Source organism: Pseudomonas sp. H1_A03 (assembly GCF_054685145.1).
In genome coordinates this window covers 2,985,364-3,006,806 of sequence record NZ_CP162829.1, presented here as the reverse complement: position 1 = coordinate 3,006,806, position 21,443 = coordinate 2,985,364, and the positions used below count along the sequence as shown (strand labels likewise).

Below are 21,443 nucleotides of genomic sequence, written 5' to 3'. Positions count from 1 at the left end.
CCCAGTAACAACATCCGCGCCGGAACCGTCATTTATCACCAGATGGTTGCCAATCATCATAGCCACTTCATACCTTCACTGGAGCAAGCACATGAAGATTGGCGTGATTGGAGCAGGTTTTATCGGGCGCGCTGTCGCGCAACTGGCATTGGCGGCCGGGCACGAAGTGATGTTGAGCAATTCCCGCGGCCCACAGACCATGAGCAGTGTGTTGAGCGGCATACTGGGGGTTCAAGTGGGCAGCGCAGATGATGCCGCACAATTTGGCGATGTGGTGCTCGTGGCGATTCCCCTGGAGCATTACCGCAGTGTGCCTGCGCAGTGGCTGGAGGGTAAAACGGTGATGGACGCCAACAATTACTATCCCAACCGCGATGGGCATATCCCGGCACTGGACCGTTTTGAAACCACCACCAGCCGGCTGCTTGCTGACCATTTGCCGCATTCACACGTGGTGAAAGTGTTCAACGCGATCTTCGCGCCAGACCTGACGCAGGATGCCCGCCCTCACGGCGCGCCTGACCGTCGCGCACTGCCGGTGGCAGCAGATGACGCGACGGCCAAGGCACGCGTGATCACGTTGCTCGATGAGCTGGGTTTCGATGCCGTAGACGCAGGTGGGCTGGACGATAGCTGGCGGTTTGAGCGAGCCAAGCCGGCGTATTGCGTCCCGCTGGACCAGGCTGGATTGAAAGCAGCGTTGGCGGCGGCTGAGCGTACAGTTGAACTGCTGGCCGTTGAGCGAAACCACAGCCACGCATAAACACCCGCGCACAAAAAAGCCCGCTGACCGTTACCGGTTCAGCGGGCTTTTTCTTAGCCGTTACTTACAGCGCCAGGTCAGACGCTGGCTTGCTCGGCTCAGCCGCAGGCTTGGCAGCCTCGGTCGCCTTTGGAGCAGCCGCTTGCGGAATCACAGGCGGTGTAGGCAGCTGCAGGACGCCGGCAGTGTAGGCCCATTCCTTGGCAACCGCTTCTGGGCTGTCATTCAGCTTGGTGCCGTAGCTCGGTACGATCTGGTGCAGTTTGGCCTGCCACTCAGGGGTCGCTACCTTATCCTTGAACACTTTTTGCAGCACGGTCAGCATGATCGGAGCCGCGGTCGACGCGCCTGGCGATGCACCCAACAGGCCTGCGATGGTGTTGTCGGCGGAGCTGACCACTTCGGTACCGAGTTTCAGGACGCCGCCCTGCTCTTCGTCACGCTTGATGATCTGCACGCGCTGACCGGCCTGCCACAGGCGCCAGTCGGATTGCTTGGCGTTCGGGAAGTACTCTTGCAATGCCTTGAAGCGGTCGTCATCCGACAGCATCAGTTGACCAGCGAGGTACTCGACCAGCGGGTATTCACGAATACCGACTTTGGTCATCGGCCAGATGTTGTGGGTGGTGGTGCTGGTCAGCAGGTCCAGGTACGAGCCTTCTTTGAGGAACTTGGTGGAGAAGGTCGCGAATGGGCCAAACAGGATCACGCGCTTGCCATCCAGCACACGGGTGTCCAGGTGCGGAACCGACATCGGTGGCGAGCCCACCGAAGCCTTGCCGTAGGCCTTGGCCAGGTGCTGCTCGGCGACAGTTGGGTTGTCGGTCACCAGGAACGAACCACCCACCGGGAAGCCGGCGTATTCCTTGGCTTCAGGAATGCCCGACTTTTGCAGCAGATGCAGGGCACCGCCGCCGGCGCCGATGAACACGAACTTGGCATCGGTTTCGGTCTTGGTGCCGTCTTTCAGATTTTTGTAGCTCACGCGCCACGAACCGTCGTCGTTGCGGGTGATGTCCTGCACTTCGCTCGACAGTTTCAGGTCGAACTTAGGGGTGGTTTGCAGGTGAGCGACGAACTGGCGGGTGATCTCGCCGAAGTTCATGTCAGTACCCAGCGGGCTCCAGGTGGCCGCGATTTTCTGGTTTGGGTCACGCCCTTCCATCATCAACGGAACCCACTTGGCGATCTGCGCCGGGTCTTCGGAGTACTGCATGCCGGCGAACAGCGGGCTCGCCTTCAGCGCTTCATAACGCTTCTTCAGGAATTTGATGTTGTCATCGCCCCACACAAAGCTCATGTGCGGTGTGGAGTTGATGAATGAACGCGGGTTCTTCAACACACCCTGCTGGACCTGCCAGGACCAGAACTGACGGGAGATCTGGAACGCTTCGTTGATCTCGACCGCTTTAGGGATCTCAACGTTGCCGTTCTTGTCTTCCGGGGTGTAGTTCAACTCAGCCAGGGCCGAGTGACCGGTACCGGCGTTGTTCCAGCCGTTGGAGCTTTCTTCGGCAACGCCATCAAGGCGCTCGACCATTTCCATCGACCAGCCCGGCTCCAGCTCATTGAGCCAGACACCCAGGGTCGCACTCATGATGCCGCCGCCGATCAGCAGCACATCGACTTTCTTTGCCTCTTCCGCGTGAACGGACGTGATCCCCATCGACAAAGCCAGCCCCAGCAGGGCAGTGTTTACTTTTTTAAACATCAGTAGCACCTATGATAAAACGCCATCCGCCCTACCGCCCTTGAATCTTCAAGGCCGCAGGGTGGGCACACAAGACCGACGTATCGACCTCACTTTTATGTCCCTTCTGCGCTGACTTCTTATCATTATTGGCTTCAGCTACCTGGGCGCCATCGACCCGCGGGGACGTATACGGATGTACGTACCAGAGAGAGACTAGTCCAAGATGGCGCGCAGAATATCACGCCCTGCGGCGGATATGGACTCACCGGTCGCGCGGCCATCACTTCGCCAGTTTTTAAGATCCGTCTCATGTGCCTCTAAATCACAGCATTGCACTATGGATTGGCTTACCTGACGGGTAGGCAGACAACTTTCCATCTCTTGAAAGAGGCATTGCAATGCTGAACAAACTGAGCCAACTCACCCTCGCCTGCGGCGCTTGCTGGTTGCTGGCCGGCGCCGCACAGGCAGCGGACGGGCAGATCGAATTCACCGGTTCGGTCACCGACAACGCCTGCACCATCACCACCGGCGACGTGAACAAGTCCGTGACCCTGGACGCGGTGCGCATCGCTGACTTCCAGCCGACCGTCGGTTCCACCGCCAAGGCGAAAAAATTCACCATCAGCCTGGACAACTGCAGCTTCGCGACCAAGAAAAACGTCGCGATCACTTTCAGCGGCCAGCAAGACGCCAACGACTCCACCCTGCTCGGCCTGACCGGCGAAAACCAGGTCAAGGGTATCGCGATCCAGATCGCCGACGCGCGGGACGGCAAAAAGCTGCCACTGAACACGCCGACCGCCGATTACGACCTGCGTGCCCAGTCCAACACCTTTGACTTCACCGCTGCTTACGTGCGCACCGTCGCCGACACCACCACCGGTGAAGGCGACGACGCTGTGACCACCTCCGGCATCGGTACCGGTCAGGTGCACGCGCTGGCCAGCTTCGACGTTACCTACAAGTAATTGCTCGTCAACACCGTGGGCCAGGCGTTTGCGCGCAGGCCCGCGGGCTTCCGGAGTTCCCTGTCATGCGTTTGAAAGTCTGTTTCCTGCTCGCCCTGCTGCCGCTCTGGCACAGCACGGCAGCCAACGCCGCCGTCACCGTCGGCGCCACGCGGCTGATCTACGACGGCGCGGCCAATGAAGCCAACCTGACCGTCAGCAACCGCGAAGACACCTCACCCTACCTCGTGCAGTCCTGGGTCAGCCGCTTCGGCAGTGGCAACGAGGACAGCGTCGATAACTTTATCGTCACGCCGCCGCTGTTCCGCCTGGATGCCAACAAGGAAAACATCCTGCGCGTGATCTTTACCGGTGGCCCCGAAGTGCCCCAGGACCGCGAAAGCCTGTACCTGATGAACGTCAAGGCGATCCCGGCCATGAGCGATGACCAGAAAGGCAAGAACGTGCTGCAGATCGCGCTCAAGACCACCATCAAACTGTTTTACCGCCCGGCCGGCGTCAAAGGCTCGCTCAAGGACGCAGTGGCGCAAGTGAACTGGAAGGCCCAAGCGGGTGCATTGGCCTTCAATAATGCCTCCAAGCTGCACGTGGTGGTCAGCGAACTGACGCTCAACGGCCTGCCGATCACCCGGGCGCCGGATGTGCTACGCCCAGGCGAAGCCCGTGAGCTGCCGATCCAGGCCAAGGCTGGCGATGAAGTGTCGCTCAGCTACATCGACGACTACGGCAGCACCGTGGACGCACCGGTCATCCGCATCCACTAAGACCCCGCGCCAACCCGGCAACACCTTTGCAGGAACGCCCATGCCCCGTTCATTCCCATTCATGCGCTGCCGCGCCATGAAGGCTTTCGGCTGCCCGCTCGTGGCCGCCGCAGCCTTGCACCTGGCCCCCGCACACGCCGGCTACGAGTTCGATGCGTCGTTCCTCGAGATCGGCGGCGGGCAGAGTTCGGCAGCCGTGAAACAACAAGTCAGCGCCATGAGCGACGGCCAGTTACCGGGGATTTATCGGGTGGATGTGGTGCTCAACGAGCGCTCGGTGGAGCAGCGTGATGTGCGCTTTATGCGCGCCATCGGCAGTCAGGAACGCTCGAGCACCGGCCTGTTCCCGTGCCTGGATGTCGAGTTTTTCCGCGCCCAGGGCGTGGCCGCCACCGCCCTGCAAAACCGCAGCGACGCCGACCCCACCTGCATTGCGTTCGACCAGGGCCTGGCCGGCGTGAGCTACGACTACGACTTCAACCGCCAGATCCTGTCGATTGAAATCCCCCAGGCCTACCTGGGCAGCATCCCGTTTGAAGTGCGCCGTCGGCAATGGAGCAATGGCGAACAGGTGGCGTTCACCAACTACAGCTTTACCGGCAGCACCGTGGAGTCCGACGCCGGTCGCCGCCAGGACCAGTTCGGCAGCCTGCGCAGCGGCATCAATGCCGGGGCCTGGCGCCTGCGCAATTTTTCCACCTGGCAAAAAGGCAGCACCACGCCCGGGCGCTGGGAGTCGCTGGAAACCTACGCCCAGCGCGACATGGGCAACATGATGGCGATCGCCACCCTGGGTGACTCCACCACCGAAGGCGACCTGTTTGACGCCATCCCCTATCGCGGGCTGGGCATCGCCTCGGACCTGGACATGCTGCCCGACCAGGCCCGCGAATTCGCCCCGGTGATTCGCGGTATTGCCAATGGCCGCTCGCGGGTGATCATCCGCCAGCGCGGTTATGTGATCCATGAACAATGGGTGCCGTCGGGGCCCTTCGCCTTGACCGACCTGTACCCCACCGCCAGCAACGGCGACATCGAAGTGACGGTGGAAGGCCCGGACGGCCAGCGCCAGGTCTACACCCAGTCGTTTTCGTCGGTGCCCTACATGCTGCGCGAAGGCCAGCAAAGTTACTCGGTGTTCGCCGGCCAGTACCGCCCGGCGCAATCGTCCTTTGTGCAGCAAACCCCGACATTTATCCAGGCCTCCCTGCGCCGTGGCTTGAGCGGCAGCACCACGTTGTTTGGCGGCAGCCTGCTGAGTGATCAATACAACGCCGGCCTGCTGGGCTTTGCCCATGACTTTGCCGGCTTTGGCGCGATCTCGGTGGACGTGACCCACGCCCGCAGCGATGGCATGGGCTGGGGAAAAACCACCTCCAGCGGCCAGTCGTTCCGTTTTCGCTACTCCAAGTCGCTGGCGGCCACCGACACTAATTTCAGCCTGATCGGCTACCGCTACTCCACCGGCGGCTACTACTCGTTCAACGAAGCGCTGAACAACCGCAGCACCGAGCAAAGCCTGGACACGTACCGCAGCGGCCACATGAAAAGCAACTTCACCGCCAACGTGTCGCAGCAATTGGGCGGCTACGGCGGGGTGTACGCCAACGTGTCGAAAACCGCCTACTGGGACAAGAGCAAGGCCGACACCTCGATCCAGCTGGGTTACAGCGCGAGCGTCGGCGACATTTCCTACTCCCTCGGGCTGGCCATGAGCAAAGGCGCCAACACCGACGATCGCAGCCTGTCCCTGAGCATCAGCATGCCCCTGGGCGGCACGCGCAGCCAGCGCGTTACGGCCAACCTGAACCAGAGCGCGCGTGGCTCGGCATCCCGCACCGCGACCCTGAGCGGCAACGCGTTCGAGGATGACACCCTGGCCTACAGCGCGGGCGTATCGCAGCAAGTCAACGGCGTACAACGTCAGACCGGCGGCACCTTCGCCGCGCAATACGACGCCCCAAGCGCGATTGTGCGCGGCGCCTACAACGAGACCAGCGGCAGCCGCCAGCTGGACATGGGCATCGAAGGCTCGGTGGTGGCGTATGACAGCAACCTGATGTTCAGCCAGCCATTGGGCGAAACCAATGTAATCGTCGCCACACCAGGCGCCGCCGACGTGGGCATCAGCAACAAGCGCGGAGTGCGCACTAACAGCAATGGCTACACCGTGGTGCCACAGGCCCTGCCCTATCGCAAAAACCGCGTGTCGCTGGACACCCAATCGATGCCGGCTGACGTCGACATCGCCGAGCCGGTGCAGGAAGTCACGCCAAACCGTGGCGCGTTTGTACTGGCCGACTTCGACACCCGGCGCGGCCAACGCATTCTGTTTCGCATCAGCGACACCCGTGGCAAAGCAGCGCCGTTTGCTGCCCGCGCCGAACTGTTCGCGCCGGACGGCCGTGCCTTGGGCAACACCCTGGTGGCCGACAAAGGCCGCGCGTTCCTGACCGGCGTGCCGCCCGAGGCACGGTTGTTGATCAGCGTCGACGGCCAGGCGTGGTGCAGCCGCGAATTGACGCTGGACGAAACAAAGCCTGCCGAGGGCGGGATTACCCAACTGAATATTCAATGTGAGCGCGCGGCCGGTGGGTCGGGTGCCAAGGATTCCTGAGCATGAACATCATCAATGAAATGTGCGTACGCCTGAGCCTTGCGCTGCTGTGCGGCGTGTTGGCCTGCATTTCCCAGCCAGCGCAGGCGTTGGTCGAAGGCAACGTCAACTGCACACAGCAAAGCATCCCCCCCGACGGCTACACGTTTGAGCCGGGCCAGGCGATCAGGGTCACCTATCAGGGAAGTTGCATAATTCGCCGGACATTTCCCTATTCCGCCGGTTTGAATACGCAAATCAACTACATGAGCGGCTCGGATCAAGCTACGTTGAAATTGCTCGACCCGTACCACAACACCTACTTTTCCGATCTGCCACTCGGCATCTACAGTGGCAATTGCCTCGGCGGCACCTGCAAGCGCCTACCCGTGAATACCTCGGTGCCCTACCACTTCATCCTCGTGGGCAACGCGCCCCGCACCCCTGGCGTACGCTATGTAGCGGTGCTGTTGGGCGTGACTTCGCAGAACTACCTGGGGTATGGCGAGTGGTTCGTGCAAACGCTGTTTGAATACACCGTCTTGCCGCCGGCGTGCAGCCTGAGCTCACCCGGCAGCGTCAACCTGCGCTTTGGCTCTATCAGCAACAGCGAACTCAACAACCAGATGCAATCGACCACCGTGTCGATCAACTGCAAGTCCGCGATGCGGGCCAACGTTTACCTGCTGCCCAACCAGGCGGTAGTCAACGCCACCACCGGCGTGACGCGTACCTCACTGGCGGGTTTGAACATGCAGGCGCTGTGGACCGACACCCTGAACCCGGTGAACTTCACTACCCCGCGCTTTATGCAGTTACGCGTGGGCAGCAATGACGTAAACCTGAGCTTCAAGCCACAACTGGCGGCTGGGCAATCACCGACGGGTGCGTTTCAGAGCCAATACACGCTGAACATCGACTATCAATGAGGGCCTTGCCATGAAAACTCCGCTGCTCGCCCTGGTGCTGCTCAGCAGCACCGCTCACGCTGCCGACGTGGTGAATATCACCGTCAGCGGCACCCTCACCCGCCCACCGTGCGTGCTGAGTACCGGCACCACCCTGACCGCCGCATTTGGCGACGTGCGTACTGACCAGGTGGCGACCACCGGCACTGTGCAAGTGCCGGTGCGCTTGAAGTGCTCGTCGGGTTCTTCGCTCAATGTCAGCTTCACGTCCAATAACGGCACCTATACCTCCACCGTGGCCAAGACCACCGCGGATAACCTTGGTGTGTCGTTGCTGTGGGCGGACAACACGGCGGCAAACCTCAATGGCACCGTCAAGAAATACACCAACCTTAGCGGCGACGTGGATATCAGCCTCAATGCGCAACTGGTCGAACGGGGCACGCTGGCGCCCGGCGCGTTCACCTCGTCGATGGTCATGACCCTCAATTACCTATGAAAGCGCTTGCCTGGATACTGCTGGCCATAGCCGGCACCGCCCTTGCGCAAGCGGCGGATGAAGCGCAGATCGACGTCAGCGGCAAGCTGATCGCACCGCCCTGCACCGCGAGATTTCCGAGTACGCAACAGGTGGACCTGGGCAAGGTCAACCTCAGCCAGTTGGCCAACGACAGCGCCGTCGCCACCGACGTACCGCTGGTCTTCGACTGTCAGGCGGGCGTCCAGGTCGAGCTGAGTTTGTCGGCGAACATGGGCCGGGCTATCACCGTCAACCCGGTGTTGCTCACCACTCTCCCATCCCTGGGGTTGCAGGTGCAATTGCGTGACAAGACCGACAAGCCGGGCATCGGCCTGGGCCAAACCGGCACCTGGCCGGTAGAAGACGAACCGTTGGCGCTGACCCTTCGCGTCAAGCCCGTGTCCCTGGGCGAGCTGCCCGAAGCGGGCGGCTACAAAGCCACCCTGTTGATGCAGATGACGTACCGCTGATTACTGAAACTGCCGGGCCTCAATGCAATAGGTCAGCAACGCCTGATCACTGTCCACCTCCAGCTTGCGCATGGCCGAGACTTTCTGCGCGCTGACGGTCTTGTTGCTGCGGCTCAACTGCCGCGCAATGTCGCTGACGCTCATGCCCGTCACAAATAAACGCAGCACTTCCATCTCCCGCGGCGACAGGCTCTGGAAGCGCTCCTGCACCTGGGTCGCATTGGCCACCACCGAGGTCGCGGCGGGCTCCGGTGCGCGGTAACTGCGCTGGGCACTGATCGCGCCGAGGGCTTTTTCGATCTCGCCGTGCAGGTGGTTTTTCTGGATCACGCCCGCCACGCCCAGCTCCTGCAAGCGGGTGAGGATCAGGCTGTTGGAAATCATGGTCAGCACCAGCACCTGGGTCTCGGGGAAGTGGCGCAGGATGTACTCGATCAGCTTCAGGCCATCGCCGTAGGTGTCGTCGCCGGGCATGTTGAAATCGGTGATCAACACTTGCGGGCGATGGCTGCGCAGTTGTTCGATCAATTGGCTGGAACTGACCGCCTCGCCCACCAGGGTATAGCGCGCATCGCGCTGCACGATCTCGCGCACGCCCACCAGCACGATCGGGTGGTCATCGGCGATGACGACGTTCATTTCTCGCATTATTTGTCTTCCTTGTGAGCGGTTGACTCTGCCACCAGGCACTGCGCCACCGCCGTCAGGCGTGCGCACAACTCGCGGATCTGCGCAGTGGCGTGGCTGTCGAGGGGGCCGTCGTACAGTGTGTTTTCCCATTTCTGGCAGGCATTGGATAAAGCCCCGGCACGCGCGCTGGCGAGCGCGCCGTTGAGGCTGTGCAGGCGCTGGCGCACCAGGGTCGAATCGCCGGTGACCAGGCCCTGTTCGATCTGCTGCACGTCGGCCAGCAAGGTGTCGCCCATCAGTTGGCGCATGGCCGGCGACAGCTCGATCCAGCCTTCGCGGTCGCGGTCTGGCGTCGGCGCAGCCAGGGCCGTCGCGCGGCGACAGTGCGACATCAAGGCCTGGCGCAGCATGTTCATGCTCAGCGGCTTGACCACCCAGGCATTCATGCCCACCGCCAGGCAGCGCTCACCCTCTTCACGCAGGGCGTTGGCGGTGACGCCGATGATCGGCACCTGCACGCCTTGCTCGCGCAGGGCGCGGGCCAGGTCGTAGCCGTTGAGGCGCGGCATGTTGATGTCGGTGATCACCAGGTCGAACGGCTGCGAACCCCAGATCTGCAACGCATGCTCGCCGTCCCGCGCCACGGTGGCCTGGGCGCCGAGGGCTTCGAGCTGCTCCTGCAACACGGCCTGGCTGACCGGGTTGTCTTCGGCCACCAGCACACGCACATTCAGGCACGGCGCATCCAGGCAAGGTTCTGCCAGCATCGGGCCGGCGACCGACTCGGCGCTGCTGAGGATCGGCAAGGTGATAAACAACGAGAAACTGCTGCCCAGGCCTGGCTCACTGACCACACGCATGGTGCCGCCCATCAATTCGCTCAGGCGCGAACAGATCGACAAGCCCAGGCCCGCGCCATTACCGTCCTGGCCGCCCGCCACTTGATAGAAGGGTTTGAACAACTGGTCCAGGGCCTTCTCCGGAATGCCCACGCCGGTGTCGGTGACCTGCCATTGCAGGGCCACATGGTCTTCGAGCAATTCCTGCACGGTAAGGCGCAAACGCACGCGCCCGGACTCGGTGAACTTGATCGCATTGCCCAGCAGGTTATGCAGGATCTGGCGGATGCGCCCTGCATCGCCGAGCAATTGCTGCGGCACTTGCGGGTCGATTTCCGCATCGATCTGCAAGCCTTTGTTGCGCGCGGTGGCGGTGAAGCCCAGCACCGATTCCTCGACCAATTGACGCGGGCCGAACGGCGCAGCTTCCACCGCCATTTGCCCGGACTCGATTTTCGACACGTCGAGCACGTTGCTGATCAGTTGGAACAGCACGGTGGACGAGCCCTGGATAATTTCCAGGTACTGGCGCTGGCGCTCGCTCATGTCGGTCAGGGCCATCAGCTCGAGGTTGCCCAGCACGCCGTACAGCGGCGTGCGGATCTCGTGGCTCATGGTCGCCAGGAACACCGTCTTGGCCTCGTTGGCCGCAGTGGCTTCCTGGCGGGCCAGGTCCAGCTGCAAGGTTTCATCCACGTGCCGGGTGATGTCATTGCAGCCGCAGAGGAACACGTCCTCGCCCTCGTAACGCGCGGCCACCACCACGACTTGCAGGTAGCGGCCCTGCACGGCCAGGCACATCTCGCCGGGGGTGTCCGCGCCGTCGTTGGCCCTGAGGGCCTCGACCAGTTGCGCGGTGCCGCCCAGTTGCAGGGCGCGCTGGTTTTCCAGCAGCAACTGGCAGTCGCTGCGCCGCACCACGCACAGGCCTGCCGGGGCGTTGTGGAGCATGATGCGGTTGAACGCTTCACTCTCGAACAAACGCTCCTGGGCGCGCTGGGCCGGGCTGACAATACGGGTCTTGTACCAATGGTTGATCCACCAGCCCAGCAATACCGCGGCGAGGAACGTCAGGCCCAGGCCCAGCAGCGGCCACTTGGCGTAGCGCAGGAAATCCTGATAGCTGATCGCGTACAAGCCGGTCCAATGCTCGCCGCCTTCGCTGAGCATCTTGAAGCGCAAGCCCTGGCTGTTGAAGCTCAGGCCCAGGGGCGCCATCTGTTCATCGCCGAGGCTGCCGAGCAGCACATCGCCCTGGGGCGAGATCAGGGTGAACTGGTTGTACACCGACAATTGCAGCACCCGCTCGAACTCATCGACCTGCGAGGTATCCACCACCGCCGCCAAGGTGAGCATTCCCTGCGGTTGATTGGCAGGCAGGAGGGCGGCGGGCGCATCAAGGCCGATCATCGCCACCACGCTGCGGCTGTTCTTATACAGCTGCAACGGCGCACGCACCCAACGCACGCGGCTGTCGGTGAGCAGCAGGCTTTGGCTTTGCTGCAACTGGTGCAAGCGGCTCACCACGCCACGGTACTGCTCACGCAACAAGGGCTGGTGCTGGCGCAGGCCGCCAATGCCGGGCACGGCCAGGCTGGCCTCGTCATTGGGAGTAAACACGAACAGCTGCGGCGAGGCATAAAAAGAGCTGGCCCAATAACCGCCGTAGTAGTCGCTCAACTGCACGCCAAACGCCAGCGCCCGGCGCGTGTCATCCGCCGTAAACCCGGCCGCGTGGGACAAGGTGAACGGCAACGACAAGGCAAAACCCTTGGCCTGCAACACCACTTGCCCGGCGTCGCGCTGCAACTCCACCACTTCGGTGGATTGCACGGAAGGCAGCGGTGGCGCATGGATGCGGTTGTAGCCGGTGGCCACATTGCGCAGGAACGCCTCGTGCTCATGGATGATTTCCACCACGCGGGCGAAGTGGAACGCGACCTTTTCCTGCTCGGCATCCAGCAACCGCGACACCGCCCAATAGCAACTGCTGGACAGCAACAAGGCCAGCCCGGTGAGCAGTAACAGGGCTTTGTTCAGGCGCTGGGAGCTTTGCGCCAGTTTGTCCAGGCGCAGACTTGCATGTTTCATTGTCGGTACCGGGAAAGCCTGAATCAGGACGTGGGGCCTATGCAATGATCCCGGCATTGGCCAATAACGCCCGGCGTACCAGGCGACCCTTCCTTCGGGCTTCTTGACTGTGTGACCCCGGCCGCTCAGAGAAGTGCTGGCGCAGGGCCATCTTCAATCAGTAACGCACTGAATTTATCCACCGTTACACCTTGCGAGATCAGGAAGCCTTGCACCTGGTCGCAGCGAATACGCCGCAACACCGCCAACTCCGCCTGGGTCTCGGCGCCTTCGGCAATGGTGGTCAGCCCCAGTTTGCGGCCCAGCTCGACGATGCTCTGCAACGCTGAGGCCAGGCTCTCGTTCTCGGCGCAGCCATGCACCAGCGAACGGTCGATCTTCACTTCGTTGAACGGCGTGGAGACCAGGTTGAAGTAGGAGCTGAAACCCTTGCCGAAATCGTCCTGTGCCAGGCCAAAGCCCATCATGCGCAGGCGGCATGCTCCAGCGTAGTAGTTGCTGGGCAACTGTGTGGTGGAGCTTTCCATCAACTCGAAGGTAATTTGTCGCGGCTCGGCATCGCCTTGCTGGACTTGGGCCAGCAGGCGGTCGACCAGGTCGCATTGGTCGAGCAGATGGGTCGGCAGGTTGATCGACACCGGCAGCCGATAACCGAGCTGCGCCCACTGGGCCTGGGCGGTCAGGGTCTGGGCGAGGATGCAGGTCAGCAGCCGGGTTTCCAGGCCGAGTCGCTCGAGTTCACCGAGGAACTCGCCTGGCAGCAGCAGCCCTTCCACCGGGTGCACCCAGCGCGCCAAGGCTTCGGCGCCGACGATGCGCCCGTCGTGCAGGGATTTCTTGGGTTGGAACCAGGCCTGGATTTCGCCGTTGCCCAAGGCGCGCACCAGGTTCTCCCGCGCCAGGCTGAGACCGCGATGGCAGCACGGCGCGCGGGCCTGCTCGGCGAGTTTGTCGAGGCAATCGCGCAGGGTGCGCACCTGCGGCTCACGCACCGGCTTGGAGATCAGCCCGGCCACGGTCAGGCCCAGGTTCCCCGCCACCTGCCCGGCGCCGACCAGCATGCGCCGTGACGCCACGCTCATCAGCGCCAGGGCCGGCGGGGCTTGCAGGCGCGCCAGTTGCTGGATCAACTGCACGCCGTCCATCCCCGGCATCATCAGGTCGCTGAGCAACAGGTCATAGCGCTGGCGGGCCAGGCGCTGCAAGGCGCTGGCGCCGTCCCAGACCACGTCGACGTCAAAGCCGCCGATGGCCTGGAACACGTTCATCAAGTACTCATGCTGAAAGGGATGGTCCTCCACGATGAGCACGCGGTAGGCACTCACAGCACGCTCCTTTGGTAGCGCTGCAGGCATTGATACAGCGCGCGCAGGGTGAAGGGCTTGACCAGGCAATGGTCCATGCCCGCGCTGAGGCAGCGCTCGGCTTCGTCGAGCATCGCGTTGGCGGTGGCGCCGATGATCGGCAGCGCGCACCCGAGGCGACGCAGTTGCTCGGTGAGTTCGTAGCCGTTCATGCGCGGCATATTGACGTCGGTGAGGATCATGTCGAACGCGGTTTCGCCCCACAGCGACAGCGCTTCAATGCCATCACCCGCCAGCACCACACTGCAGCCGAGTTCTTCGAGTTGATCGCGCAGGATCAGCTGGTTGATCAGGTTGTCTTCAGCCACCAGCAAACGCAGGTTCAGGTTGAGCTTGGCCGGTGCTTCGCTGGGCACCTGCGACAACGCTTCCTCGACGCCTTGGGCACGGCTGACCGCACGGTTAAGCGCATGCAGGTTGTTCAGGCCGATCTGCCAGCACGCGCCGGGGCCCTGGTAAACGCCATGCTCATCGGCGGCCGCCGTCACCCGTGGGCCACACCAGCGCAGCCGATGGCCGGGCTCGACCTGGCCAGGGTAAAGCTCTACCAGCACCGCGCCAGGGTCGGCCTCGACCGATTCGGGCAGGCCCAATTGCGCCCGCGCGCCCCAGCGCCGCAGCCAGCCGCCGATGCTTTCGGCCAGCTCACGCACCGGCGACACCACATAGACCCGTTCACCCAGCAGCGGCAGCGCCCAGGGCTCATGCTCATCCTCGTGGGCAGCCACCTGCTCCAGCGGCAAGGTGAAGGTAAAACTGCTGCCCAGACCCGGCTCGCTGACCACCCGCAGCGTACCGTTCATCAAGTGCACCAGGCGCTTGCAAATCGACAGCCCGAGCCCGGTGCCCGCCACCACATTGGCATTGGCGCTGGCCTGGAAGAACGGTTCAAACAGGTACTGCTGGTCCTGCGCCGCAATGCCCTTGCCGGTGTCGACCACTTGCCACTGCAACATCGCGCGCTCGCCTTCGCGGCTCTCCAGGCGTAAGCGCAATACGATCCGCCCGCTCTCGGTGAACTTCAGCGCGTTGTTGAGCAGGTTGTTGAGGATCTGGCGGATACGCGTGACATCGCCGCGCACGCGGTCGGGCAATTGCGGGTCAAGGCAGGCGAACAGCTGCAAACCCTTGCTCTGCGCAGCGCCGGCGTAGCCCTGAACCACTTCCTGCACCAGCTCCAGCGGCGAAAACACGTTGAGCTCCAGGGAGAGTTGCCCCGCCTCGATCTTGGACACATCCAGCACATCGCAGATCAGTTGCAGCAGGTTGGCCGACGAACCCTCGATGGCATTCAGGTAGCCGCGCTGCTGGCTGTTGAGGTCGGTGCGCGTGAGCAATTCCAGGGTACCGAGCACGCCGTAGAGGGGCGTGCGGATTTCATGGCTCATGGTCGCCAGGAACAGTGTCTTGGCCTCATTGGCCGCGTCCGCCAGCGTGCGCGCCTGCTGCAGCGCCAGCTCCACCTGCTTGCGCTCGCTGATGTCGCTGAACGCGCAGATCAGCACTTCCTCACGCTGGTAACGGGTGGGCGCGAAACTCAGGAACAGGTGGCGTCCGTCGGCCATTTGCAGCTCGTCGGTGCTGCTTTGTTCGGCGTCATCAAACGCGCGACGAATCCAATCGTGGCAAAGCTGCTGACGCTCATGCCCATTGCCCAGCCACTGGCGCGACAAGGGATTCTCCAGCACCACCGCGCCGTCACTGCGGCGCAGCACGCACAGGGCGACCGGCGCGATACGGATGACCGCGCTGCTGAACGCCTCGCTTTCCACCAGTGCTTCGATACGAAGCGCGGCCGGGATGATCAGGCGCTGATCGATGCGCCGCACCAAGCGCAGCATCAACACACTGGCCAGTGCGCACAACAGCAGGCACACCAGCAACGGCAGCGCCAGGCTGGGCAACAGCGAGCGCAACTCCAGGCTGTAGACGATCTGCCACTGGGAATACCCCAGGTGCTTGCGGATAGCCAGGCGGTCCGGCAACCAGCGACTGCCCTCCCAGCCGAAACTGGCCGTGGCGTGATACTGGCGCAGCGCCTGCGCGGCGGCCGGCTGATGCGGCGCGCTGCTGAAAATCAACTGGCCGGCGCTGTCGAGCAACATGAAGTCGCCGGCTTTTTCGTGCTGCAAGGCATTGATCAGGTCCGGCGCGTCGACCTCCAGGCCAAGCCAACCCGAGGTGGGGCTGCGCTCATCGAGCCGGGTGAAGATATACAGCGGCGAATCCAGGCGGCTCTGTTCGGTCAGCCACAGTTCGTCACTGACCGAGACGTTGCCCGTGTCCACCGCAATCAACCGGTGCAACACCGACTCCGGCACCGCCGCCGGCTCAGTCCCCACGGTATACAAGCGCTCCACCGCAGGCTGCGCGCGTTGGGGCACGTAGATCAGGTTGACCCGGTTGGCCTCCAGGTAATCGAGCGTGCGCTTGGTCAGCCACAGGCTCCAGATGTTGCCCGCCTCGCCCAGGGTGATGTGCACTTCTTCGGTCGGCACCTGATTGAGGTTGCCGACCGGTGGCGCGATATGGCGCACCGTCGACAGGCCCAGGGTTTTAAGCAGTGTCTGGCGGCTGACAAAAAAACACTGCGCATCGGAAACCGCCTCATTCATATAACTGCGCCGCAGCGAGATCTCCTCGCTGAACGCCGCGCGCAGATAACTGTAGGCACCCGCGTACACGCCGAGCACCAGCGCCAGCGCGAACAGGCGCAGCAGCTTGCGGGCAGCCTTGGGCGTCGAGAACGACGAGTCGAGGGGTTGCAGGAAATGTTTGAGTTTCATCGCCGCAAGGGTAAAGAGCCCATGGGGCCAGTTGAATGAGACGAATCTCAAAGGCCGCGGCCCTACGCGCATTGAACTCTGGGGCAAATGGCTGTTCTAGACACCTTCGCCGCGACTTGCGTAGCATCGGCGGTAGTCCTTCGTGTTATCCATCCCAACAGAGCGATCCATGTCTATCCACCAAACTCCCGGGCACGTGCTGCCCGCGCGCAGTGCCGCCAAAATGGAAGCGGCCATGGCCGTGGGCGCTTTCGCTATCGGTACTGGCGAATTCGCCATCATGGGCCTGATGCCCGACATCGCCCAGAACCTGGGTCTAAGCGAACCCCAGGTCGGCCACGCCATCAGCGCCTACGCCCTCGGCGTGATGGTCGGCGCGCCGTTGCTGGCCATCCTTGGCGCCAAGCTGCTGCGCAAACACATGCTGCTGTTGCTCATGGGGCTGTATGCCCTGGGTAACCTGGCGACCGCGTTTACCCCCACCTTTGGTTCGCTGGTAGCCTTCCGCTTTATCAGCGGCCTGCCCCACGGTGCCTACTTCGGCATTGCCGCCGTGGTGGCTTCAAGCATGGTGCCCAACGACAAACGCGCCGGCGCAGTCGCCCGCGTAATGATGGGCCTGACCCTGGCCATGCTGCTCGGCAACCCCATCGCCACCTTCCTCGGCCAACACCTGGGCTGGCGCTCGGCGTTTGCGCTGGTCAGCGTGATCGCCCTCTTCACCATCGCCCTGGTCTGGCAGTTCGTGCCGCACCGCCACGACGAACAACGCAGCGACCCGCGCAAAGAACTGCGCGCCTTCACCAAGCCTCAGGTGTGGATGGCCCTGTCCATCGGCGCGATTGGGTTTGCCGGGATGTTCTGCGTGTTCAGCTACCTGGCGCCGACCATGCTCGAAGTGACCAAGGTGTCGCCACAGTGGATTCCGTTCGGCCTCGCCGCGTTTGGCGTGGGTGGGATTATCGGCAATATCGCCGGCGGCAAGCTGTTCGACCGCATGCAGTTCCGTGCGGTAGGTTTGATATTGGTCTGGTCGATGGCCGTGTTGCTGTTCTTCCCCCTCGCGGCGTCCTCGCTATGGGGCGTACTCCTCAGCATGGGCCTCGTCGGCACCATGGTGGCGCTGGCCGCACCGCTGCAGATTCGCCTGATGGACATCGCGCATGAAGCACCCAGCCTGGCAGCGGCGTCCAACCATGCGGCATTCAACCTGGCAAATGCGCTGGGGCCGTGGTTGGGTGGTATGGCGATTACGGCTGGGTTGGGGTGGACGAGCACCGGGTACATCGGCGCGGTCACAGCGTTGGTCGGGCTGGGCGTTTACCTGGTAGCGCGACGGATGCAAGGTGGGCACTGAGGAACGATTTCTTAGCAGGGCTGATCCTATGCCCAACAGTGTAGGTTAGGGTCGCAATAGCTCCGAGCGACGCTGTATAGCGTCGCTTCGAATCCGCCAGGCAAGAGTCATTCGCATCTTCCGTTTGCTGCACTATTTCGTGGGCGTATTTTGTATTTTTCTCTACAATTCCGGAACGTGAATAAAGGAATTTTTCGTGAGCAGTCCAATGCATTCAAACAACCGCCCCAACGATGATGAAATTGATTTGATTCCACTTATCCAAGCATTGTGGGCAAGCAAGATTACGATTATCGCCACAACCCTCGTGGGCGTCGCTGCTTCATTAGCGCTTTACGCCTCATCACCTGAACAATGGACGGCCAGCACTTACATTACCAAGTCATCCTTGTACGATTTATATAAAGAAGTGAACGAAAAGAACGCTCCAGCCAAAACAAGCCCGCTGTCGCTGGAAACCAAGCTGTACAGCACCATACAAAACGATATTTTCTTTTCCGCCATGGGTGTCATGGCAGCCAATTCCATTACCCTGAAAGACACCCCACCCAAGTCAGGTGGAAGTGAGCCCGTTCTGTATATCGTCTCCACCACTGCGACCACGGCAGCGCTGGCTTCATCCCAGCTAAAATCCGCCATGGATAACGCCAACACTCAAGCCATAGCGCTGAACCTGCCGACATTGGCTGCGGGCAACACGCTAAAGGCATTCAATACCCTGGATGAAATCAAAACGTCCACCACTAAGAACACCAAGAAGTATGCCTTCCTGGGTGCCTTTTTAGGGCTGATTCTTGGAAGCGTCTTTGTACTCGGCAGGTTTTTTATTCGGCAGTACAAGCAGTCAAACTGATGGAAGGCTGTACTGCAGAAACTCCTCGATCAGGAAATAGACAGCGCAGACCAGCAGGGAAGCAATAAAAACAATAAACAATTTCGCGGAAAAAGTTGTTTTCATCAACGATACGTCAAGGAAGTGGAATAGTAGCCTTAAGCCATTATTGCACCGTACCCGCTTTATTTCACAACAATTTCTTGACGAATCTGCGAAAAAACTCACAACCCACAAACGCACGTCAAGGCAAAAAAGCCAGTATCAACGGCCATTTAAACTCTGTTCAGGTAACGTTCAGGTTGGATCCAATGGCGCCAGCCTGTAACATTCTTGTCATATTCATGAATGACAAGGACGTGTTTTGAGCTTTCCCGACAGCAGCGTGCTGCAGAACTTCCCCTCTACGCTCAACCACCGCAACGCCACGATCTTCATTACGCAGAGTGCCGACGACAGCGCCCAGCAGGCGATTCAAGACCTGATCGACACTCGCTATCAGCTCAAAGATCGCGTCAGCGCTCCTCTGAAAGGGATGGAGAATGATCTGTTCGCCAAGTCCCAACCACTCGACAGCCTCAAACCAAAACTGAGAGTGACATTCGGTCGCTCAAAGCGCGACGGCACATTCGATTGGCCAGTCGAAGAAGTCATCAACACCCTCGGCGCACAGAAACGCGGCGCGCCCGTTGCCAGCCTGTATGGCTTCGGCTACAGAAAGTCGGCACTGGGTCTGATCCAGGAATTCTTCATCTTCACCCAGATGCTGGATGGCTACCTCAACGGGCTGGAATGGCTCAAGCAGGAGCGCGACATCCAGAGCCTGATCAGCGCCTCTTTCAAACTGCTGCACTGCCTGCACGACAAAGGCGTGGTGCATATGGATTTCTGGGCCAACAACGTGATGGTCAACTTAGAACAGCCCACACTCGCCAAGGCCATCGACCTGGAAAACTGCTTCCTCACCCCTTCGGATTTCCTGAGCGAGGTGCTGGCCTTTCAATTCGGATTCTTTTATCGACGGGAAATCTTTCGATTTGTGATCGAGGAGGATTACGACCGGATGGTAGTGGACGAGTTGGCCAACTATGCGGGGGTTGATCGGGAGCGTTTTGACGAGGTGTACGCGGCAAGCAAACATGAAAATATCAGCCGCCGAGCACGGCGCGAAATTTTCCATAAAGGGACCGTCGTGACGAGCTAACGCTTGTGGCGACAGTCGCTGCGCCGGCTGGGCTGCCCAGCACCACCATTGCTGCATCAATCGTCGTGAAGTAGCCCCGAACCGTACTCGCCATAACTGCTTCCAAGCCCACCACCTCCAAAACTCATTCTGGCGGCCTTGTTGGGGCTGTGGTCGCCGAACGCTTGGCAGCCCCCGGTAAAACAAGGATCGCTGCTCACGCCTGACGAACAAGCGCCCAAAAGCAACGTGCCAGCAATCATCACGACTTTGACAAGGTTCGAGATCATATTTCAATTCCCTGTGGGCTGGAGGCGCGGGAGTCGTCTCTTAAGGAGGATCGTAGACCTCAAGGGCGCAGAGGATGATGAAACTTTGCGCAGTGACAGTGTGGGTTCAGGTTGCCGGTTTGAGGTAAGGCAGCGAGATAGAATGTTAGGCGGCAGATGCGAACTCAATTAACGGCTGTCGACAAACGCTGTTTCCGGAAACAGCATCCCCGACAGCTGACAGGCATCCCTGATAAACTGCGCCCCATTCGCCACGTTGACTCAGATTCCCAATGCCCCTACAAACCGCTCCCCTCTCCCGCCGCTTCTCCGTCGCCCCCATGATGGACTGGACCGACCGCCACTGCCGGTTCTTCCTGCGCCTGCTCTCCAAGCACGCGCTGCTCTACACCGAGATGGTCACCACGGGCGCGATCCTCCACGGCGATCACGACCGTTTCCTGCGCCACAACGAAGCCGAGCACCCGCTTGCACTGCAATTGGGGGGTAGCGTGCCCGCCGACCTGGCCGCCTGCGCACGTATGGCCGAAGCCGCGGGCTACGACGAAGTAAACCTGAACGTCGGCTGCCCCAGCGACCGGGTGCAGAACAATATGATTGGGGCGATTTTGATGGCGCACCCTGCCCTGGTAGCCGATTGCGTGAAGGCGATGCGCGATGCGGTGTCGATTCCGGTGACCGTGAAGCATCGGATCGGGATCAACGGGCGGGACAGTTATGCCGAGCTGTGTGATTTCGTCGGCCAGGTTAACGAGGCAGGCTGCACCAGTTTTACCGTGCATGCGCGGATTGCGATTCTCGAAGGGTTGTCGCCGAAGGAGAATCGCGACATTCCGCCGTTGCGCTATGACGTGGCGGCCCAGTTGAAGCAGGACTTTCCGGAGTTAGAGATTATTCTCAACGGCGGGATCAAGACGTTGGAGCAGTGCCATGAGCATCTGCAGACGTTTGATGGGGTGATGCTGGGGCGCGAGGCTTATCACAATCCTTATTTGCTGGCGGAGGTGGATCAGCAGTTGTTTGGTAGCACGCTGCCGGTGATCAGTAGGGCTGAGGCGTTGGCGCAGTTGCGGCCTTATATTGCTGAGCATTTGGCCGGGGGTGGGACGATGCATCACATTACTCGGCATGTGTTGGGCTTGGGGACGGGTTTCCCGGGGGCTCGCAGGTTCAGGCAGCTGCTGTCGGTGGATATCCATAAGGCGAGTGATCCGTTGGCGTTGTTGGATCAGGCAGGAGAACTGTTGAAAGGACGGTGATGAGGGTGTGTCAGTCGGGGCAGGAGGTGACTGGACTGGCGCTTTCGCGAGCAAGCCCGCTCCCACAGTTGGATTAGCGTACCCCTGGTAGATATCGGCGGCTGTGGTGCCGCTATCGCAGGCAAGC

At 61.3% G+C, this 21,443-nt stretch carries 17 protein-coding genes; 11 read left to right on the top strand and 6 right to left on the bottom strand.

Going from position 1 to position 21,443, the window contains the following annotated elements:
* Positions 1-91 precede the first annotated feature (91 nt).
* Entirely contained in the window at positions 92-763 is a 672-nt protein-coding gene (locus tag AB4O35_RS13855) for an NADPH-dependent F420 reductase (protein ID WP_065945701.1), read from the top strand.
* A gap of 64 nt (positions 764-827) precedes the next feature.
* On the opposite strand, the gene mqo is transcribed toward AB4O35_RS13855, so the two are convergent.
* Positions 828-2,474, bottom strand: coding sequence for a malate dehydrogenase (quinone) (mqo, locus tag AB4O35_RS13850; RefSeq protein ID WP_065874882.1), 1,647 nt, complete (start codon positions 2,472-2,474; stop codon positions 828-830).
* Between the two features lie 380 nt (positions 2,475-2,854).
* On the opposite strand from mqo, the gene AB4O35_RS13845 reads away from it, so the two are divergent.
* The 6 genes from AB4O35_RS13845 (at position 2,855) to AB4O35_RS13820 (ending at position 8,685) form a co-directional block, all read left to right on the top strand.
* On the top strand, positions 2,855-3,427 hold the full coding sequence (locus tag AB4O35_RS13845) for a fimbrial protein (protein ID WP_065882313.1): 573 nt from the start codon (positions 2,855-2,857) through the stop codon (positions 3,425-3,427).
* A 65-nt stretch (positions 3,428-3,492) separates the two neighbouring features.
* The gene (locus tag AB4O35_RS13840; RefSeq protein WP_065945702.1) at positions 3,493-4,191 is read left to right on the top strand and encodes a fimbrial biogenesis chaperone; all 699 of its coding nucleotides are present in this window, start codon (positions 3,493-3,495) and stop codon (positions 4,189-4,191) included.
* 40 nt (positions 4,192-4,231) lie between these two features.
* Positions 4,232-6,808 (top strand): fimbria/pilus outer membrane usher protein, encoded by a 2,577-nt coding sequence (locus AB4O35_RS13835; protein ID WP_065945703.1) that lies wholly within the window; start codon positions 4,232-4,234, stop codon positions 6,806-6,808.
* A gap of 2 nt (positions 6,809-6,810) precedes the next feature.
* The gene (locus AB4O35_RS13830; RefSeq protein WP_065945704.1) at positions 6,811-7,716 is read left to right on the top strand and encodes a fimbrial protein; all 906 of its coding nucleotides are present in this window, start codon (positions 6,811-6,813) and stop codon (positions 7,714-7,716) included.
* Positions 7,717-7,726: 10 nt separating this feature from the next.
* A complete protein-coding gene (locus AB4O35_RS13825) occupies positions 7,727-8,194 on the top strand; it encodes a fimbrial protein (RefSeq protein ID WP_065945705.1) in 468 nt (155 codons plus the stop codon).
* The gene (locus AB4O35_RS13820; RefSeq protein ID WP_065945706.1) at positions 8,191-8,685 is read left to right on the top strand and encodes a fimbrial protein; all 495 of its coding nucleotides are present in this window, start codon (positions 8,191-8,193) and stop codon (positions 8,683-8,685) included. The genes AB4O35_RS13825 and AB4O35_RS13820 overlap by 4 nt, the downstream gene beginning before the upstream one ends.
* On the opposite strand, the gene AB4O35_RS13815 is transcribed toward AB4O35_RS13820, so the two are convergent.
* The 4 genes from AB4O35_RS13815 to AB4O35_RS13800 form a co-directional block, all read right to left on the bottom strand.
* Entirely contained in the window at positions 8,686-9,333 is a 648-nt protein-coding gene (locus AB4O35_RS13815) for a response regulator (RefSeq protein WP_065882302.1), read from the bottom strand.
* Complete coding sequence (locus AB4O35_RS13810) at positions 9,333-12,245, bottom strand: ATP-binding protein (RefSeq protein ID WP_065945707.1); 2,913 nt, start codon at positions 12,243-12,245, stop codon at positions 9,333-9,335. Before AB4O35_RS13810 ends, AB4O35_RS13815 begins: the two co-directional genes overlap by 1 nt.
* Before the next feature lie 125 nt (positions 12,246-12,370).
* Positions 12,371-13,570, bottom strand: a complete 1,200-nt coding sequence (gene pvrR, locus AB4O35_RS13805) for a response regulator cyclic di-GMP phosphodiesterase PvrR (protein WP_083207098.1) — start codon at positions 13,568-13,570, stop codon at positions 12,371-12,373.
* Positions 13,567-16,395: an ATP-binding protein gene (locus AB4O35_RS13800; RefSeq protein WP_065882296.1), complete on the bottom strand. Its 2,829-nt coding sequence runs from the start codon at positions 16,393-16,395 to the stop codon at positions 13,567-13,569. Before AB4O35_RS13800 ends, pvrR begins: the two co-directional genes overlap by 4 nt.
* A gap of 169 nt (positions 16,396-16,564) precedes the next feature.
* Here AB4O35_RS13800 and AB4O35_RS13795 point away from each other — a divergent pair, with 169 nt between their 5' ends.
* The 3 genes from AB4O35_RS13795 to AB4O35_RS13785 all read left to right on the top strand — a co-directional run bounded on the left by AB4O35_RS13795 (position 16,565) and on the right by AB4O35_RS13785 (position 19,788).
* Positions 16,565-17,752 carry an MFS transporter gene (locus AB4O35_RS13795; RefSeq protein WP_065945709.1) on the top strand — a complete coding sequence of 396 codons (1,188 nt, stop codon included), beginning with the start codon at positions 16,565-16,567 and terminating at the stop codon, positions 17,750-17,752.
* 196 nt (positions 17,753-17,948) lie between these two features.
* Positions 17,949-18,605 (top strand): Wzz/FepE/Etk N-terminal domain-containing protein, encoded by a 657-nt coding sequence (locus tag AB4O35_RS13790; RefSeq protein ID WP_065945710.1) that lies wholly within the window; start codon positions 17,949-17,951, stop codon positions 18,603-18,605.
* A 343-nt stretch (positions 18,606-18,948) separates the two neighbouring features.
* Positions 18,949-19,788, top strand: coding sequence for a protein kinase family protein (locus AB4O35_RS13785; protein WP_065945711.1), 840 nt, complete (start codon positions 18,949-18,951; stop codon positions 19,786-19,788).
* A gap of 56 nt (positions 19,789-19,844) precedes the next feature.
* Here the strand turns inward: AB4O35_RS13785 and AB4O35_RS13780 are convergent, their stop codons facing one another.
* The gene (locus AB4O35_RS13780) at positions 19,845-20,057 is read right to left on the bottom strand and encodes a hypothetical protein (RefSeq protein ID WP_065910442.1); all 213 of its coding nucleotides are present in this window, start codon (positions 20,055-20,057) and stop codon (positions 19,845-19,847) included.
* A gap of 272 nt (positions 20,058-20,329) precedes the next feature.
* On the opposite strand from AB4O35_RS13780, the gene dusA reads away from it, so the two are divergent.
* Positions 20,330-21,316: a tRNA dihydrouridine(20/20a) synthase DusA gene (gene dusA / locus AB4O35_RS13775; protein WP_460149633.1), complete on the top strand. Its 987-nt coding sequence runs from the start codon at positions 20,330-20,332 to the stop codon at positions 21,314-21,316.
* Positions 21,317-21,443 lie beyond the last annotated feature (127 nt).